17 protein-coding genes are annotated in these 16,817 nt (G+C 74.0%); 10 read left to right on the top strand and 7 right to left on the bottom strand.

Going from position 1 to position 16,817, the window contains the following annotated elements:
- Positions 1 to 74 precede the first annotated feature (74 nt).
- The 10 genes from hisI to lgt all read left to right on the top strand — a co-directional run bounded on the left by hisI (position 75) and on the right by lgt (position 8,772).
- Positions 75 to 470 carry a phosphoribosyl-AMP cyclohydrolase gene (gene hisI / locus ACFVYR_RS23450; protein ID WP_384255828.1) on the top strand — a complete coding sequence of 132 codons (396 nt, stop codon included), beginning with the start codon at positions 75 to 77 and terminating at the stop codon, positions 468 to 470.
- Between the two features lie 11 nt (positions 471 to 481).
- Positions 482 to 1,999: an anthranilate synthase component I gene (locus ACFVYR_RS23445; protein ID WP_384255825.1), complete on the top strand. Its 1,518-nt coding sequence runs from the start codon at positions 482 to 484 to the stop codon at positions 1,997 to 1,999.
- A 7-nt stretch (positions 2,000 to 2,006) separates the two neighbouring features.
- The gene (locus ACFVYR_RS23440; RefSeq protein WP_384255822.1) at positions 2,007 to 2,654 is read left to right on the top strand and encodes a TIGR02234 family membrane protein; all 648 of its coding nucleotides are present in this window, start codon (positions 2,007 to 2,009) and stop codon (positions 2,652 to 2,654) included.
- Positions 2,655 to 2,764: 110 nt separating this feature from the next.
- Positions 2,765 to 2,989 (top strand): HGxxPAAW family protein, encoded by a 225-nt coding sequence (locus ACFVYR_RS23435; protein WP_384255819.1) that lies wholly within the window; start codon positions 2,765 to 2,767, stop codon positions 2,987 to 2,989.
- A gap of 122 nt (positions 2,990 to 3,111) precedes the next feature.
- Entirely contained in the window at positions 3,112 to 3,537 is a 426-nt protein-coding gene (locus ACFVYR_RS23430; RefSeq protein ID WP_384255817.1) for a DUF2752 domain-containing protein, read from the top strand.
- Between the two features lie 141 nt (positions 3,538 to 3,678).
- Positions 3,679 to 4,488 (top strand): indole-3-glycerol phosphate synthase TrpC, encoded by an 810-nt coding sequence (gene trpC, locus ACFVYR_RS23425; RefSeq protein WP_384255814.1) that lies wholly within the window; start codon positions 3,679 to 3,681, stop codon positions 4,486 to 4,488.
- A 305-nt stretch (positions 4,489 to 4,793) separates the two neighbouring features.
- On the top strand, positions 4,794 to 6,077 hold the full coding sequence (gene trpB / locus ACFVYR_RS23420) for a tryptophan synthase subunit beta (protein WP_384255811.1): 1,284 nt from the start codon (positions 4,794 to 4,796) through the stop codon (positions 6,075 to 6,077).
- Positions 6,074 to 6,889: a tryptophan synthase subunit alpha gene (gene trpA / locus ACFVYR_RS23415; RefSeq protein ID WP_384255808.1), complete on the top strand. Its 816-nt coding sequence runs from the start codon at positions 6,074 to 6,076 to the stop codon at positions 6,887 to 6,889. The genes trpB and trpA overlap by 4 nt, the downstream gene beginning before the upstream one ends.
- Positions 6,890 to 6,952: 63 nt before the next feature.
- A complete protein-coding gene (locus ACFVYR_RS23410) occupies positions 6,953 to 7,732 on the top strand; it encodes a DsbA family protein (protein ID WP_384255805.1) in 780 nt (259 codons plus the stop codon).
- Between the two features lie 92 nt (positions 7,733 to 7,824).
- On the top strand, positions 7,825 to 8,772 hold the full coding sequence (lgt, locus tag ACFVYR_RS23405; RefSeq protein WP_384255803.1) for a prolipoprotein diacylglyceryl transferase: 948 nt from the start codon (positions 7,825 to 7,827) through the stop codon (positions 8,770 to 8,772).
- Positions 8,773 to 8,872: 100 nt separating this feature from the next.
- On the opposite strand, the gene ACFVYR_RS23400 is transcribed toward lgt, so the two are convergent.
- Genes ACFVYR_RS23400 through ACFVYR_RS23370 form a run of 7 tightly spaced genes read right to left on the bottom strand, consistent with a single transcriptional unit; the run spans position 8,873 to position 16,716 of the window.
- A complete protein-coding gene (locus ACFVYR_RS23400) occupies positions 8,873 to 9,712 on the bottom strand; it encodes an HpcH/HpaI aldolase/citrate lyase family protein (RefSeq protein ID WP_384255800.1) in 840 nt (279 codons plus the stop codon).
- Positions 9,709 to 10,896 carry a CaiB/BaiF CoA transferase family protein gene (locus ACFVYR_RS23395; protein ID WP_384255797.1) on the bottom strand — a complete coding sequence of 396 codons (1,188 nt, stop codon included), beginning with the start codon at positions 10,894 to 10,896 and terminating at the stop codon, positions 9,709 to 9,711. The genes ACFVYR_RS23400 and ACFVYR_RS23395 overlap by 4 nt, the downstream gene beginning before the upstream one ends.
- Entirely contained in the window at positions 10,893 to 11,804 is a 912-nt protein-coding gene (gene rbsK, locus ACFVYR_RS23390) for a ribokinase (protein WP_389612504.1), read from the bottom strand. Before rbsK ends, ACFVYR_RS23395 begins: the two co-directional genes overlap by 4 nt.
- Positions 11,801 to 13,132 (bottom strand): ADP-ribosylglycohydrolase family protein, encoded by a 1,332-nt coding sequence (locus tag ACFVYR_RS23385; protein ID WP_384255791.1) that lies wholly within the window; start codon positions 13,130 to 13,132, stop codon positions 11,801 to 11,803. The genes rbsK and ACFVYR_RS23385 overlap by 4 nt, the downstream gene beginning before the upstream one ends.
- A complete protein-coding gene (locus tag ACFVYR_RS23380; RefSeq protein WP_384255923.1) occupies positions 13,129 to 14,319 on the bottom strand; it encodes an ADP-ribosylglycohydrolase family protein in 1,191 nt (396 codons plus the stop codon). The genes ACFVYR_RS23385 and ACFVYR_RS23380 overlap by 4 nt, the downstream gene beginning before the upstream one ends.
- The gene (locus ACFVYR_RS23375; RefSeq protein WP_384255921.1) at positions 14,303 to 15,817 is read right to left on the bottom strand and encodes an ADP-ribosylglycohydrolase family protein; all 1,515 of its coding nucleotides are present in this window, start codon (positions 15,815 to 15,817) and stop codon (positions 14,303 to 14,305) included. Before ACFVYR_RS23375 ends, ACFVYR_RS23380 begins: the two co-directional genes overlap by 17 nt.
- Positions 15,709 to 16,716 carry an ADP-ribosylglycohydrolase family protein gene (locus ACFVYR_RS23370; RefSeq protein WP_384255788.1) on the bottom strand — a complete coding sequence of 336 codons (1,008 nt, stop codon included), beginning with the start codon at positions 16,714 to 16,716 and terminating at the stop codon, positions 15,709 to 15,711. The genes ACFVYR_RS23375 and ACFVYR_RS23370 overlap by 109 nt, the downstream gene beginning before the upstream one ends.
- Between the last annotated feature and the right edge of the window lie 101 nt (positions 16,717 to 16,817).

The raw sequence follows: 16,817 nt of genomic DNA, 5'->3' as shown, positions 1-16,817 counted from the left end.
GCCTACGACCGCGGCACCGGTCCGCCCAGTGGACGGCCATCAGAAGCCCCGCCGACGCGCGGCACAATGGGCCCATGACCAGCGTTCCGCCGCCCAGCAGCAACCTCGCCCCGGAGATCGCCGCGCGCCTCAGGCGCAGCGCCGACGGTCTCGTCCCCGCCATCGCCCAGCAGTACGACACCGGTGAGGTGCTGATGCTCGGCTGGATGGACGACGAGGCGCTGCACCGCACCCTCACCACGGGCCGCTGCACCTACTGGTCCCGCAGCCGCCAGGAGTACTGGGTCAAGGGCGACACGTCCGGCCACTTCCAGTACGTCAAGGAAGTGGCGCTCGACTGCGACGCGGACACCGTCCTCGTCCAGGTCGACCAGGTCGGCGCCGCCTGCCACACCGGCACCCGCACCTGCTTCGACACCGACGTGCTGCCCGTCCTCCGCGTGCCCGGCGCCGACGCGCCCGGTCAGTAGGGTCTGCTGCCATGGACCTCGAGACCTTCCGCAAGCTGGCCTCCGACCGCCGCGTCATCCCCGTCGGCCGCAAGCTCCTCGCGGACGGCGACACCCCCGTGGGCCTCTACCGCAAGCTCACCGCGGAACGCCCCGGCACCTTCCTCCTGGAGTCCGCGGAGAACGGCCGCGCCGGGGCCCTGTGGTCCCGCTACTCCTTCGTGGGTGTCCGCAGCGACGCCGCCCTCACCGTCCGCGACGGTGAGGCCCACTGGCTGGGCACCCCGCCCGTCGGCGTACCCACCTCCGGCGACCCGCTCGAAGCCCTGCGCGCCACCATCGGCATACTGCACACCCCGCGCGACGTGGTCAGCGCCCACGGCCTGCCGCCCTTCACCGGCGGCATGGTCGGCTACCTCAGCTACGACATCGTGCGCCGCCTGGAGAAGATCGGCCCCGGCGAGCGGGACGACCTGCGGCTCCCCGAGCTGACCATGCTCCTCACCAGCGACCTCGCCGTCCTCGACCACTGGGACGGCTCGGTCCTGCTGATCGCCAACGCGATCAACCACAACGACCTCGACACCGGCGTCGACGAGGCCTACGCCGACGCCGTGGCCCGCCTCGACGTCATGGAGGCCGACCTCTCCCGGCCGCTCTCCCAGCCCCCGGCCGCCCTGCCGCCCTCCGAGCTCCCCGAGTACACCGCCCTGTGGGGCGGCCTCCAGTACCAGGACGCCGTCGAGGACATCAAGGAACGCATCCGGGCCGGCGAGGCCTTCCAGGTCGTGCCCTCGCAGCGCTTCGAGACCCCGTGCACCGCGAGCGCCCTCGACGTCTACCGCGTGCTGCGGGCCACCAACCCCTCGCCGTACATGTACCTGTTCCGCTTCGACGGATTCGACGTCGTCGGCTCATCGCCCGAGGCCCTCGTCAAGGTCGAGGACGGCCGCGCCATGGTCCACCCCATCGCGGGGACCCGGCACCGCGGCGCGACGCCGCAGGAGGACCAGGCGCTCGCCGACGAACTGCTCGCCGACCCCAAGGAGCGCGCCGAGCACCTGATGCTCGTCGACCTCGGCCGCAACGACCTGGGCCGGGTCTGCGAGCCGGGCTCCGTCGAGGTCGTCGACTTCATGTCCATCGAGAAGTACTCCCACGTCATGCACATCGTCTCCACGGTCACCGGCCGCGTCGCCGCCGACCGCACCGCCTTCGACGTGCTCACCGCGTGCTTCCCGGCCGGCACCCTCTCCGGCGCCCCCAAACCCCGCGCGATGCAGATCATCGACGAGCTTGAGCCGTCCCGGCGCGGCCTCTACGGCGGCTGCGTCGGCTACCTCGACTTCGCGGGCGACTCCGACACCGCCATCGCCATCCGCACCGCCCTGCTCCGCGACGGCACGGCATACGTGCAGGCCGGAGCCGGGGTTGTCGCCGACTCCGACCCCGTCGCCGAGGACACCGAGTGCCGCAACAAGGCCGCCGCCGTGCTGCGCGCCATCCACACGGCGAACCGGCTGCACGACAGTTCGAGCCGTGAGGGATAGTGGACAGGTGACTTCTGCCGTACCACCGCCCCGTACCGAGGCCGAACCCGAGAGCCGGGCCCAGCGCAGCAGCAGGCGCAGCATCGCCGCGGCGCTGCTGCTCGGCGCCGTCGGCGCCGCCCTCGCGCTGCTCGCCTCCCGACAGGACTGGGCCCACGGCACCGCGTCGGTGGCCGGTGGCCAACTGCCGCTGTCCGCCAAGGGCAGCGACGTCACCGGCGTGCCAGCGGCCCTCGCCATAGTCGGCCTCGCCGCCCTCGTCGCCGTCTTCGCGGTCCGCCGCACCGGACGCGTCCTGGTCTCCCTGCTGCTCACGCTCAGCGGCGGGGGCATCGTGGCCGCCGCCCTGCTCGGCGCGGACGACAGCGGCGCCCTCGACGAGAAGGCCGCGACGGCCGCCGGCGACACCGCCGCCACCATCGGCGGCCTCTCCCACACCGGCTGGCCGTACGCCGCCGCCGCCGCGGGCGTGCTGATCCTGCTCGCCGGGCTGCTCGCGCTCACGTACGGCCGTTCCTGGCCCGCGATGTCGGGACGCTACGAACGCGACGGCACCCCGGCCCCCCGCAAGGCCCGCCGGGCCGTCGACCCTGAGCGGCCCGAGGAGCTGTGGAAGGCCCTCGACCGCGGCGAGGACCCGACGCGCGGAACATGACCCCCCGCGCTCGGGGCACCCGCGCGCGTACGGGACAATGTGACCGACCGTCGGGACGCGTGGCGGGCTTCCCACCCACCGCCGCGCACAGAGCAACGAGGAGCACATCAATGGCGGGCAGCCACGGACACACCCCGGCCGCTTGGACCGGATCCATCATCGCCTTCATCGGCTTCTGCGTCGCGGGCGCCTTCATGGTGATGGCCAACGTCCCCGGCTTCTGGGCCGGCATGGCCCTCATCGCCATCGGCGGCCTCGTGGGCGGTGCCATGCGCATGGCGGGCCTGGGCTCGGAGAAGCGTCCGCAGCGCCGGGCCGCCGGCTCCGAGAGCTGACCTCGCCGTACGGACAAGAGGCGGACCGGCAGGCGCCGGGGCCGCCTCTTTCGCGTCCGCGGACGCCGGGTCCCCGGCCGGGCCGCCGGGCGACGCGCCCGGGCGCGCGGCACAATGCACGGGTGACCGCCGAACCCGGGAGCGCCGCGCCCGCCGCCCTGACCCGCCTGCTCGTTCCCGCCGGTGTGCTCGCCTCGGTCCTCGGCGCCTTCGCCTACGTCGGCGCCGTCGACCCGAACGAACCCGGCCACTACCCCGCCTGCCCGCTGCTGCGCCTCACCGGCATCTGGTGCCCGGGCTGCGGCGGCCTGCGCAGCGCCCACGCCGTCGCCCACGGCGATCTCGCTGCGGCCCTCGGCGCCAACGCGCTCGCCGTCGCCGGATACGTCCTCTTCGCCGTGGTGTGGACCGCGTGGGTGCTCGGGGCCGTGCGCGGACGGCCCCTGCGGATCAATGCCGGACCCCTTCAGCTGTGGGGTTTCGGCGTCCTCGTCACGCTCTTCACCGTGGTCCGCAATCTGCCGTTCGGGTCATGGCTGCATCCCTGAAACCGCAGGCCGCGAGGGGTCGCGGCGGTCCAGGTCGTGGGACGGGTGTCAACCGGATGCGGGGGCTTCGCCCTCCTGCGGATACCATCGCAGTGACCAGCTTGAACGTCAGCTCAACCGTCAGGGAAGGGGGCCGCTCGCGTGAGTGTGCTCGACGAGATCATCGACGGAGTCCGTGCCGACCTCGCGGAGCGGCAGGCACGCGTCAGCCTCGACGAGCTCAAGGAGCGTGCGGCCAAGGCTCCCGCGGCCAAGGACGGCGCGGCGGCCCTGCGCGGCGACGGCGTCAAGGTCATCTGCGAGGTGAAGCGCTCCAGCCCCTCCAAGGGCGCGCTCGCCGCGATCGCCGACCCGGCGGGTCTCGCCGCCGACTACGAGGCGGGCGGCGGCGCCGTCATCTCCGTACTCACCGAGGAGCGCCGCTTCGGCGGCTCGCTCGCCGACCTGGAGGCCGTCCGGGCCAAGGTCGACATCCCGGTGCTCCGCAAGGACTTCATCGTCACCTCGTACCAGCTGTGGGAGGCCAGGGCGTACGGCGCCGACCTCGCGCTGCTCATCGTGGCCGCCCTGGAGCAGCCCGCCCTGGAATCCCTCATCGAGCGTGCCGAATCGATCGGCCTCACGCCCATCGTCGAGGTGCACGACGAGGACGAGGCGGACCGTGCCGTGGACGCGGGCGCCCGGGTCATCGGCGTCAACAACCGCGACCTGAAGACCCTGAAGGTCGACCGCTCCACCTTCGAGCGCATCGCGCCCGAGCTGCCGGACAGCGTGGTCAAGATCGCCGAGTCCGGTGTGCGCGGCCCGCACGACCTGATCGCCTTCGCCAACGCGGGCGCCGACGCGGTGCTCGTGGGCGAGTCCCTGGTGACCGGCGGCAACCCGCGGGCCGCCGTCTCCGACCTGGTCGCCGCGGGCACCCACCCGGCCCTCCGCCACGGACGGGGCTGACCCTCCTCATGGCCATCTCCGCCCGCCTCGCACCCGGCTGCCGCCCCCGCGGCTGCCGGGCGCCCGCGCGGCGCGTGCGGGGCCGGCGGGTGCGGTACCACATCGGTGCGGAGCCGGGCCAGATCCCCGGGATGCGATGGCGACGGCGCCCTGAGCGCCGACCGAGCTGAGGGCGCCCCTTCAGGGGCGCGGGGAACCGCGCGACCAGCCCACGCCGGGCGATGGTCGCGACGGAACCTGCTCCAGCTACGGCGACTGGGCGATCTCATGCCACACGCCAGCGTCAGCCATTGCGAGGTTTCCGCATGTCAAGCGAGTACTTCATCCCCGACCCGGAGGGTCGAATCCCCAGCGCCGAAGGGTACTTCGGCGCGTTCGGCGGCAAGTTCATCCCGGAGGCACTCGTCGCCGCCGTGGACGAGGTCGCCGTCGAGTACGACAAGGCCAAGAGCGACCCCGAGTTCGCCCGCGAGCTCGACGACCTCCTGGTCAACTACACGGGCAGGCCCAGCAGCCTCACCGAGGTCCCCCGCTTCGCCGAGCACGCCGGCGGCGCCCGCGTGTTCCTCAAGCGCGAGGACCTGAACCACACCGGCTCCCACAAGATCAACAACGTGCTCGGCCAGGCCCTGCTCACCAGGCGCATGGGCAAGACCCGCGTCATCGCCGAGACCGGCGCGGGACAGCACGGCGTCGCCACGGCCACCGCCTGCGCGCTCTTCGGCCTCGAATGCACCATCTACATGGGCGAGATCGACACCGAGCGCCAGGCCCTGAACGTGGCCAGGATGCGGATGCTCGGCGCCGAGGTCGTCGCCGTGAAGTCCGGCAGCCGCACCCTCAAGGACGCCATCAACGAGGCGTTCCGCGACTGGGTCGCCAACGTGGACCGCACCCACTACCTCTTCGGGACCGTCGCGGGCCCGCACCCCTTCCCCGCCATGGTCCGCGACTTCCACCGCGTCATCGGCGTCGAGGCCAGGCGGCAGGTCCTGGAGCGCGCCGGACGCCTGCCGGACGCCGCCGTGGCCTGCGTGGGCGGCGGCTCCAACGCCATCGGCCTCTTCCACGCCTTCATCCCGGACGCCGGTGTCCGCCTCATCGGCTGCGAGCCCGCCGGGCACGGCGTCGAGACCGGCGAGCACGCGGCCACGCTGACCGCGGGCGAGCCGGGCATCCTGCACGGCTCCCGGTCGTACGTCCTCCAGGACGAGGAGGGCCAGATCACCGAGCCCTACTCGATCTCCGCGGGCCTCGACTACCCCGGCATCGGCCCCGAGCACGCCTACCTCAAGGACAGCGGCCGAGGCGAGTACCGCGCGGTCACCGACGACGCCGCCATGCAGGCCCTGCGCCTGCTCTCGCGCACCGAGGGCATCATCCCGGCCATCGAGAGCGCCCACGCGCTCGCCGGTGCGCTCGACGTCGGCAAGGAACTCGGCAAGGACGGCCTGATCGTCGTCAACCTCTCCGGGCGGGGCGACAAGGACATGGACACGGCCGCGCGCTACTTCGGCCTGTACGACACGGACGCCGCCGTCGAGGCGGACGCGGCAGCCACCGCGGAGATCGAGGGGGACGCCAAGTGAGCGGCAACATCCAGCTGTTGGACGAGACCCTCGCGGCCGCGAAGACCGAGGGGCGCGCCGCCCTCATCGCCTACCTGCCCGCCGGGTTCCCGACCGTCGACGGCGGCATCGCGGCGGTCAAGGCCGCCTTCGAGGGCGGCGCCGACGTGGTCGAGGTCGGCCTGCCGCACTCCGACCCGGTGCTCGACGGCCCGGTCATCCAGACCGCCGACGACATCGCACTCAAGGCGGGCCTGAAGATCGCCGACGTCATGCGCACGGTGCGCGAGGCCTTCGAGGCGACCGGCAGGCCGGTGCTCGTCATGACGTACTGGAACCCGATCGACCGCTACGGCGTGGAGCGCTTCACGGCCGAGCTCGCCGAGGCGGGCGGCGCGGGCTGCATCCTGCCCGACCTGCCGGTCCAGGAGTCCGCGCTCTGGAGGGAGCACGCCGAGAAGCATGGCCTGGCCACGGTCTTCGTCGTCGCGCCGAGCAGCAAGGACGAGCGGCTCGCCACGATCACGGCGGCGGGCTCCGGCTTCGTCTACGCGGCATCGCTGATGGGCGTCACGGGCACCCGCGAATCCGTCGGCGAGCAGGCCCAGGACCTGGTGCGGCGCACCAAGGCCACCACTGACCTGCCGGTCTGCGTCGGACTCGGCGTCTCCAACGCCCGCCAGGCCGCCGAGGTCGCGGGCTTCGCCGACGGCGTGATCGTCGGCTCGGCCTTCGTGCAGCGGATGCTCGACGCGCCCGACAAGGCCGCAGGACTTGCCGCCGTGCGCGCGCTCGCCGGTGAACTCGCGGACGGGGTGCGCGCCCCCGCGTAACTCGTACGGGTGGACCTGGACCGGGGAGGCACGCTGGTGCCTCCCCGGTTCGTTTGGCCGGGTGTGAGCGAGAAGAACCGTGAGGGAAAGCGATCGGCCCGCGAGCGGCTGACGGAAGAGCGAGAGCGGCAGAAGGCCCGCGACAAGCAGCGCCGGGCGCTGATCGTCGGGGCCGCCGTGGTCGGGGTCCTCGGCCTCGCCGCCGTGGTGGGGTTGCTCGCCGCGGGCTCGGACGACGACAAGAGCGACTCGTCGGGCCCGGTGGCCGTGCCGAAGGGGGCGACAGGAAAGGACCGGCTGGCGCTCCCCGCGGGCAAGGACGGCGCCAAGTCGACCCTCACCGTCTGGGAGGACTTCCGCTGCCCCGCCTGCAAGGGCTTCGAGGACGGCTTCCGCTCGACCATCCATGAGCTCACCGAGAAGGGCCAGCTCAAGGTCGAGTACCACCTGGCGACCCTCATCGACCGGAACCTCGGCGGCAGCGGCTCGCTGCGCGCCGCGAACGCGGCGGCCTGCGCCCAGGACGCCGGCAAGTTCGCGCCGTTCCACGACGTGCTCTACAAGAACCAGCCGGCCGAATCCGACGACGCGTTCGGCAAGAACGACAAGCTGCTCGACCTCGCGGGCCAGGTCGACGGTCTGGTCACCGACTCCTTCAAGAAGTGCGTCGACGACGGTGCGCACGACAGCTGGGTCCAGAAGTCCAACAAGGCGTTCCAGGACGCGAAGTTGCGCGGCACCCCCACCGTGCGGCTCGACGGCAAGGACATCTTCGGCGACCAGCGGAACCCGGTGACGCCCCAGAAGCTGAAGCAGATGGTGGCGGAGGCGAACAAGAGCTGACGCCCGTGGCGCGGGGGCGGTGGTCCTGTTATGGATACGTAGCCGGACCGGTTGCCGCCCCCGACGCCCGGCACGGTAGCGTCGGACGCGTCATGGACCTTGCCTTCATTCCCAGTCCGTCGCGCGGTGTGGTCGAACTCGGACCCATTCCGTTGCGCGGCTACGCGTTCTGCATCATCATCGGCGTCTTCGTAGCCGTCTGGCTCGGCAACAAGCGGTGGGTCGACCGCGGCGGCCGGCCCGGCACCGTGGCGGACATCGCCGTGTGGGCCGTGCCGTTCGGCCTTGTCGGCGGCCGCCTCTACCACGTGATCACGGACTACCAGCTGTACTTCAGCGACGGCCGTGACTGGGTGGACGCCTTCAAGATCTGGGAGGGCGGCCTCGGCATCTGGGGGGCGATCGCGCTCGGCGCGGTCGGCGCGTGGATCGGCTGCCGCCGCCGCGGCATCCCGCTGCCCGCCTGGGCCGACGCGCTGGCCCCCGGCATCGCCCTCGCCCAGGCCATCGGCCGCTGGGGCAACTGGTTCAACCAGGAGCTGTACGGCAAGCCCACGGATCTGCCCTGGGCCCTGAAGATCACCTCGGCGGAGGACGGCCGGGTCCCCGGCACGTACCACCCCACCTTCCTGTACGAGTCCCTGTGGTGCGTCGGCGTCGCCCTGCTCGTCATCTGGGCCGACCGCCGCTTCAAGCTCGGACACGGCCGGGCGTTCGCGCTGTACGTCGCCTCGTACTGCGCCGGGCGCGGCTGGACCGAGTACATGCGGGTCGACGACGCGCACCACATCCTCGGCGTGCGGCTGAACGTATGGACCGCCATCGTGGTCTTCCTCCTGGCGGTCGTCTACCTCGTGCTGTCCGCAAGGAAGCGCCCGGGGCGGGAGGAGATCGTCGAGCCGGAGGCCCCCGCGGAGCCTGCGAACGCTGAGGCGAACGCTGCCACGAAGGACGAAGTGAAGGCCGACACCAAGGACGAGGCCAAGAGCGAGGCCGAGAGCGGGGCCAAGGGCGGAGCCAAGTCCGTCGACAAGAGCTGACGCTCCGGCTGTACGTCGAGGGGGCCGCCGGATCGAACGATCCGGCGGCCCCCTCAGCTGTGCGGCGGGCGAGGAAAGTCCGGCACCGGACGGAGCCGCGCTACCCCCGGCGGGCCAGAGCCAGCGCCAGGACCCTTCGGGCGCCCTCCACCACCGCCTTGTCCACGAAGCGGCCGTCGGCGAGTGCCAGCGCGCCCTCGTCCGTCGCCGCCGCCTTGGTGATCTCCTCCGCCTCCTCGATCTCCCGGGCGGTGGGCAGGTAGGCACGTTCGATCACCGGGAGCTGGCGGGGGTGGATCGCCGCGCGGCCGAGGAAGCCGAGGGCGCGGCCACGGGCGCAGGAGGCGGCGAGGCCGTCCAGGTCGCGGATGTCCGGGTGGACCGACTGGGCGGGCGGGACCAGGCCCGCCGCCCGTGCGGCCACCACCACCCGGGAGCGCGCCCAGTCGAGGCCCGCGTCCGCGCGCACGCCGAGGTCCGCGCGGAGGTCGGCCTCACCGAGGGAGATGCCGTGCAGGGCCGGGTGCGCGGTGGCGATGGCGAAGGCGTGCTCCAGGCCGAGCGCCGACTCGACGAGGGCGTGCAGGGCGGGGGCGCCGCCGTCGGCGGGAGCCGCGCGGTCGGCGACGCGGACGATCTCGGCGCGGGAGGCGACCTTGGGCAGGCGCAGGCCCGCCAGGCCCGGCAGCGCGGCGACGGCGCGCAGGTCGGCGTCGGCCAGCGGGCCGTCCAGGGCGTTGACACGGACGTGGACGGGGAGCGGCTGGGGCTCGGAGAGGAGTTCCGCGGTCGCCGAGCGCGCGTACTCCTTGCGGTCGGGGGCGACCGCGTCCTCCAGGTCGACGATCACGGCGTCGGCGCCCGCGTGGAGGGCCTTGGCGACCACGTCGGGCCGGTCCCCGGGAACGTACAGCCAGGTCAGGGGAGAGGGCGCGGTCACAGTGCGCCCTCCTTGCGCAGGGTGGTGATCTCCCGTTCGCGCAGGCCGAGTTCGGCGAGGATCGCGTCGGTGTCGGCGCCGTGCGGGCGGCCCGCCCAGTGGATCGCGCCCGGGGTCGCGGAGAGCCGGAAGAGGACGTTCTGCATGCGCAGGGGCCCGAGTTCCGGGTCGTCGACCGTGGTGAGGGTGTTGAGGGCCGCGTACTGGGGATCGGTCATGACGTCGCGTACGTCCTGGACGGGAGCGACCGCGGCCTCCGCCTTCTCGAACGCCTCGATCACCTCGGCGCGGGTGCGCCGGGCGATCCAGCCGCCGACCGCCTCGTCGAGGACGTCGGCGTGGCGCGCCCGGTCCGCGCCCGAGGCGAACCACGGCTCCGCGATCAGTTCCGGGCGGCCGACCAGCCGCATCAGCCGCTCCGCTACCGACTGGGCCGAGGTGGAGACGGCGACCCACTTGCCGTCCGCCGTGCGGTAGGTGTTGCGGGGCGCGTTGTTGGTGGAGCGGTTGCCGGTGCGGGGCTGGACGTGGCCGAGCTGGTCGTACCAGAGCGGCTGGGGGCCGAGGACGGTGAGGATCGGCTCGATGATCGCCATGTCCACCACCTGCCCCTCGCCCGTGCGGTCGCGGGCCGTGAGCGCGGTGAGCACCGCGTACGCCGTGGCCAGGCCCGCGATCGAGTCGGCGAGGCCGAACGGCGGCAGCGTCGGGGGTCCTTCGGGATCGCCGGTGATCGCGGCGAAACCGCTCATCGCCTCGGCGAGGGTGCCGAAGCCGGGGCGGCGGGAGCAGGGGCCGAACTGGCCGAAGCCGGTGACGCGGGTGAGGACGAGGCGGGGGTTGGCGGCGCTCAGCTCCGCCCAGCCGAGTCCCCACTTCTCCAGGGTGCCGGGGCGGAAGTTCTCGATGACCACGTCGGCGGTGGCGGCGAGCCGCAGCAGCGTGTCGTGGCCGCCGGGTGTCGACAGGTCGAGGGTCATGGTGCGCTTGTTGCGGCCGAGCAGCTTCCACCACAGGCCGACGCCGTCCTTCGAAGGGCCGTGGCCGCGGGAGGGGTCGGGGCGTGTGGGGTGCTCGACCTTGACGACCTCGGCGCCGAAGTCGCCGAGCATGGTGGCGGCGAGCGGGCCCGCGAAGAGGGTGGCGAGGTCGAGGACGCGGATGCCGGTGAGGGGAGCTGTCATGGCGTACGGCCCGCCTCGTCGTCGATCTCCTTGCGGTACGGCATGGACGCCGAGGCGCCGGGCCGCTGCACGGAGAGCGCGGCGGCCGACGAGGCCCAGGTCAGCGCCTTCACCACGGAGGCGCCCTCGGCCAGCGCCACGGCGAGGGTGCCCGCGAAGGTGTCGCCCGCGCCCGTCGTGTCGACCGCGGGCACCCGCGGGGCGGCCACCGTGACCGGTTCGGTGTCGCGGGCCGCGTACAGGCTGCCGCGCGAGCCGAGTGTGATGACGACCTCGGGGACCTGGGAGAGGAGTGAGCGGGCGGCGGCGGACGGGTCGTCGATGATGCCGGTGAGGGCGGCGGCCTCGTGCTCGTTGGGCAGCAACAGGTCGGTGGCGTCCAGGAGTTCGGGGGGCAGGTGTTGTGCGGGAGCCGGCGTGAGAACGGTGCGTACGCCGTGGCGGCGGGCGGCCCGCGCGGCGGCGAGCACGCCCTCGACCGGCACCTCCAGCTGGAGCAGCAGGGCGTCGGCGGAGGCGATGAGGCCCTCGTCGCCGGGGGTGAGGGCGGTGACGGTGCCGTTGGCGCCGGGGACGACGACGATCGCGTTGCCGCCGTCGTCGTCCACGACGATGTGGGCGGTGCCGGTCGGGCCCTCGACGGTGCGCAGCATGTCCGTGTCGACGCCGGAGTGTTCGAGGGCGGAGCGGAGCTGGGTGCCGTAGGCGTCGGTGCCCACCGCGCCGATCATCGAGACGGTGGCGCCCGCGCGGGCCGCCGCGACGGCCTGGTTGGCGCCCTTGCCGCCGGGGGCGGTGCGGAACTCGCGTCCCGTCACGGTCTCACCGCGCCGCGGGGCCTTCGCGACGTACGCGACGAGGTCCATGTTCGCGCTGCCGAGGACGGCGATGTGGGGGGTGGGGGTCATGAGTGGTGCGCCTCCCGGGCGGTGAGTTCTGCGAGGGTGTCGAAGCCGATGCCGTCGAAGTCGCCGACGGAGGTGGCGAGCCGGTTCTTGAGGGGCGCCGTCCAGTGGCCGGGGAGACGGTCCGGGTGCCCGGCGATGAGGCCCGCGACGGAGCCCGCGGTCGCGCCGTTCGAATCGGTGTCCCAGCCGCCGGAGACGGCGCGGGTGATCGATCCGGTGAAGTCGCCTTTGGCGTGGGTGAGGGCGGCGGCGAGGAGGGCGGCGTTGGGCAGTACGTGGACCCAGTGGTGGTTCGCGTACGTCTCGTGGAGCCGGTCCACCACGTCGTCGAAGTCCCTTGTGCGAGCCGCCAATTGCATGCCGCCGCTGACCGCGCGGGAGAGGCGGGAGTCCGCGGGTACGGTGGCGAGTCCCGCGCGCAGGCAGCCGTGGACGTCCGCGTGCCCGGCCGCCGCCTCGGCGATCGTCGCGGCCACGAACATCGCGCCGTACACGCCGTTCGCGGTGTGGGTCAGGACGGCGTCGCGGCGGGCCTGCCCGGCGGCGGCCGCCGGAGCGCCGGGGTTGGTCCAGCCGTGCAGGTCGGCGCGGATGAGGGCACCGATCCACTCGCGGAAGGGGTTGTGGTGGGTGGCGGTGTGCGGGGGCTCGATGCCCTGGAGGAGGTTGCGGTAGGCGACGCGCTCGGCGGTGAAGGTGCGGCCCGCGGGCAGCTCATCGAGCCAGAGCCGCGCCACGTCCGCCGTGGTGAAGGCCTTGCCGTGGCGCTGCAGCAGAAGCAGGTTGAGCAGCGGGTAGTTGAGATCGTCGTCCTCGGGCATGCCGTCGATGTTCTCGGCGAGGGAAGTGGCCGCGGAGCGCTTGTTCCAGGGGTACGCCGCCTTGAGCTCGGGCGGCAGGCCGCGCTCGGTGAACCAGGTGGTGAGGGGCCAGTTACCGGTCGCCCGGGCGAGGCCGCGGATGCCGTCGAGGGGCAGCTTCTCCACGGGTTTGCCCAGCAGGCAGCCGGCGGCCCTGCCGAGCCAGGCGGCGTGCAGCCGGTGCCGCAGCCCGTCCTCGTCGGGTGCCGCGCCGCCGGTGTCCGGCGCCGTGGGGACGGGCTCGTCGTGCCACGGCCCGGGCGCCAGTTCGTCAAGGAGCTGCTCCGCGAGGGCCCGCAGGCGGGCGGGGGCCGGGCCCGGTGACGCGCCCGCGCGGAGCGGGGCCGGGTGGCCGCCCGCCGCGAGCCAGCGGGCGCGCACCGAGGTGACGGCGCGCCCCTCCTGCTCGGCCTGGTGGAGCTCGTGGCCGATCAGGTCCTCCGGCTGGACCCAGGTCAGCCGGATCATCGCGTGGCCGTCAGGGCCGTGAACGCGGACTCGTGGGTACGCCGGCGGCGTACGTCCCTGGCGAAGATCTCCTCGGCCACCTCGGTCAGCGCCGCCGCCGGGGCACGCAGGTCGAGACGGCTGGCCTCGGCGACCTGTCCGGCCCACTCCGCGGGGACCGCCGCCTCGCCGCGCAGCGCGCCCACGATCGCGCCGCTCATCGTGGCGATGGAGTCGCAGTCGCGGCCGTAGTTGACCGAGGCGAGCACGGTGCGGCGGTAGTCGGCCTCGCCGACCAGGAGCATGCCGAGGGCGACCGGCAGCTCCTCGATGGCGTGCAGGCGGGAGGGGCGGCGGGCGCCGAGGGACGGGGCGCGGTAGTCGGGACCGACGGTGTCGAAGGGGGCGACGGCGGCGCGCAGCGGAGCCAGCGCCGCCTCGAAGTCCCGGTACCGCGCGGCGACTTCGGCCACCGCCTCGATCGCCGCACGCGTGCCGTCCTTCGCCAGACCGACGCACGCCTCGATCACCGAGTCCGTCGTGGCGCCCGGCGCGCAGGCCGCCGCCACCGCCGCCGCGAAGACGCCCGCCGCCTCCCGGCCGTACGAGGACTGGTGGGCGCCCGCGATGTCGAGGGCCTCGGCGTACGCGGCCCGCGGATCCGCCGCGTTGACCAGGCCGACCGGTGCCATGTACATCGCCGCGCCGCAGTTGACGATGTTGCCGGTGCCGGCCTCGCGCGGGTCGACGTGGCCGTAGTGGAGACGGGTGGCGAGCCACTTCTCGGCGAGGAAGATCCGGTGCAGCGGGAGCGCCTCGGCCTCCAGCTCCGGGATCCAGCGCGGGTTCGTCATCAGGTCGGGGACGAGGTGGTCGGCCACGGCGTAGGCGTCGAGGTGGTCGCGGACCGTGGCGTACACCCGGATCAGGGCGTGGGTCATCAGGGTGTCGTCGGTGACGTGCCCGTCGCCCTTGTGGTACGGCGCGATGGGGCGGGCCGTGCGCCAGCGGTCGCCGTTCCAGGGGCCGACGATGCCGCGCACCCGACCGCCGTGCCGCTCGGCGATCTGCTGGGGCGTGTACCCCTCGACGGGCCCGCCGAGCGCGTCACCGACCGCGGCGCCGACGAGGCTGCCCGTGATGCGGCAGGACAGGGAGGGCTCGGACGGTACCGGCTCGGAGGGCGGTTCATCAGTACGCGGCGTCATGGTCGTCATGTCGGGATTGTCCCCTTGGAGTGACCAGTTCCGTGTCTGCCAGATGCCCGGCGAGTTCCACCAGATCGGTGCCCGCGAGGCGGGGCAGGGCGCAGCCGGAGAGGGTGCGGCAGGCGTCGCGCCACGCCTCGGGGATCGCGGCCGCCGTCCCCAGTACGCCGGTGAGCGCGCCAGCCAGCGCGGGCGCGGAGTCCGCGACGCGCGACAGGCAGGCGGCGGCGGGCACCGCCTCGCCGATGCGGCCACGGGCCGCGGTCGTCAGGGCGAGGGCGACCGGGACGGTCTCGGCGGCGGCGATGCCGTAGCTGTAGACGTGGTCGACGATCTGGTGCTCAAGGAGCGGTACGAGGGCGAAGGCGCCGTCGTCCGCCTGGGCGCGGGCCATCTTCACGGCGTGCCGGGCGTTGCGGCCGATCTCCGTGTGCGCGGGGAGCTGGGCGAGGGCGGCGTCCACGGCGGTGTCGACGTCGGCGTCGGCGAGGGCGGCGGCGATCGCCGCCGCCATGGCGCGGGCGCCGTGCGTGCCGTCGCCGTCCTGGGTGTAGCGGGCGTCGAACTCCGCGAGGTCCGCGGCACGTTCGGGGTCGCCGGGGTGGGCCAGGGCGAGCACACAGGCGCGTACGCAGGCCGCGTCGTCGAAGTAGTGCGGGTTGTCGTGGCCGGTGGCGGGGGGCCGCAGACCGGCGGCAAGATTGCCGAGGCCCGCGCGCACGGAGATCCGGGCGCGCAGGGGCGGCACGGCGGACTCGACCTCCGGGGCGCGGGCCGCCGCCGCGGCGATCTCGGCGGCGAGGGTGTTCCAGGCGAGGTCCAGGGCCGCGCGGATCCGGCGGTCCGGGGACAGCCGCGCGTCCAGGGTGCCGTCCGCCGCGCGAAGCAGCGACTCGGCGGTGAAGGCCGCCCATTCGGCGTCGTCGGAGGGGCCGAGGCGCAGCGGTTCAGGGGGCTGGTTCAGGGCGATGGGGACGGGGAGGGTGGTCGTGGCGTTCTGCTCGGCGAAGGTGTCGAGCTCGCGGGTGAGCCGCCGTGTCCACTCGGGCATGCGGGACGCTCTGTGCCGCGCGGCGGGCCACCCGGCGGCGTCGCCTGCGGCGAGCCCGAGGAGGAGGGCTTCGGCGGTGCGGCTCCGCTCCAGAGCGGGCGCGGGTTGGTCTGTTGCGGTGCTGGACGGTGCGGGGCAAATGGGTGGGTGGGTGGGAAGGATCCGCCGCGGAGCGGCGGGGTTCGAGGTGTGGGGCGATGCGACGCCGGGGAGCGGCGGAGGCGAGCCGCACCCCGGCACCGGCGGAGGCGAGCCGCACCCCGGCACCGGCGGAGGCGAGCCGCACCCCGGCACCGCCGGAGGCGAGCCGCACCCCGGCCCGGCGGGGTCCCCTGGCGTCACGAGACCCCGCCCGCGGGGGCCAGGAGATCGGCCACGTCCAGGACGTGGCGCCCCCGCATGGAGGGAAGACAACTGCCCCGCACCGGCCCGATCGCCGCAGCCCAGGGCGCCGGGATCGCCGAGGCGCCACACGTGGCGCCGGAGAGCGCCCCCGCGACCGCCCCCGTCGTGTCCGCGTCCCGCCCCATGTTCACCGCGGAGAGCACCGCGCCGCGAAAGTCCCCGCGCGCCACCGCGTACGCCCCGAACGCGAGACCCACCGCCTCGGGCGCGAGGTCCGTCCAGGGGTAGCCGCCGATGACCACCGCGGAGCGGACCGCCCGCTCGCCCCGGTGCGCGACCGCCACCGCGCGCCGCAGGGAGCGAGCCGTCCAGCAGTCGTCCGGGATGACGGAGAGAGCCGCCGTCACGACGGCGTCCACCCGCGCTCCGCCCATCGCCGCCGCGACGCCCGCCGCCACCGCCTGGCCGCCGTAGATGCCCTCGCCGTCATGGCTGACGGAGCCGTCGACCGCGACGAGGCGGGCCGCCTCGCCGGGGCGGCCCGCGGCGAAGACGCCGAAGGGCGCGGCCCGCATCGCGAGACCGTCGCTCCACGCGTGCCGGTGCTGGGCGGAGATGGGCGCGGCCAGGCCCCTGCGCAGGTTCTCCAGGGTGCCGCGCTCGCTGAAGCCCGCGCCGCGGAACGGGCCCTCGTCCAGGTCGGCGATCCACTCGTGCCAGGCCGCCTCGACGTGGGCGACCGTCAGCGCGGAGCCGTGCCGGGCGAGGAGAAGGCCGGAGAAGATCGCGTACTCGGTGTCGTCCGTGCCCGCCGGGTGCTCGGCCACGTACCCCGTGATGCGGCCCCAGCGGCGACGGATCTCGGACGGCTTCATGTTCTCGGCGGGGGCGCCGAGCGCGTCGCCGACCGCGAGGCCGAGCAGCGCGCCGCGCGCCCGCTCGCGGAGGTCGTCGGCGCCGCCGGGCGCCGTGGCCGAGGGAACGCATGCGATGGACGCCATGCCGTGCCTCCCTTGTACGCGGACCCGCGCACACCCGCGCGAAGGTGCGCGGGTGTGCACGGACCGCTGGATGCGGTCCTTGCTGCATCCCTGCCACGCGA

This window comes from Streptomyces sp. NPDC058284 (genome assembly GCF_042881135.1).
Classification (GTDB): Bacteria; Actinomycetota; Actinomycetes; order Streptomycetales; family Streptomycetaceae; genus Streptomyces.
Note: the sequence above shows the minus strand (reverse complement) of the source record. Positions and strands in the feature narration are given on the sequence as shown.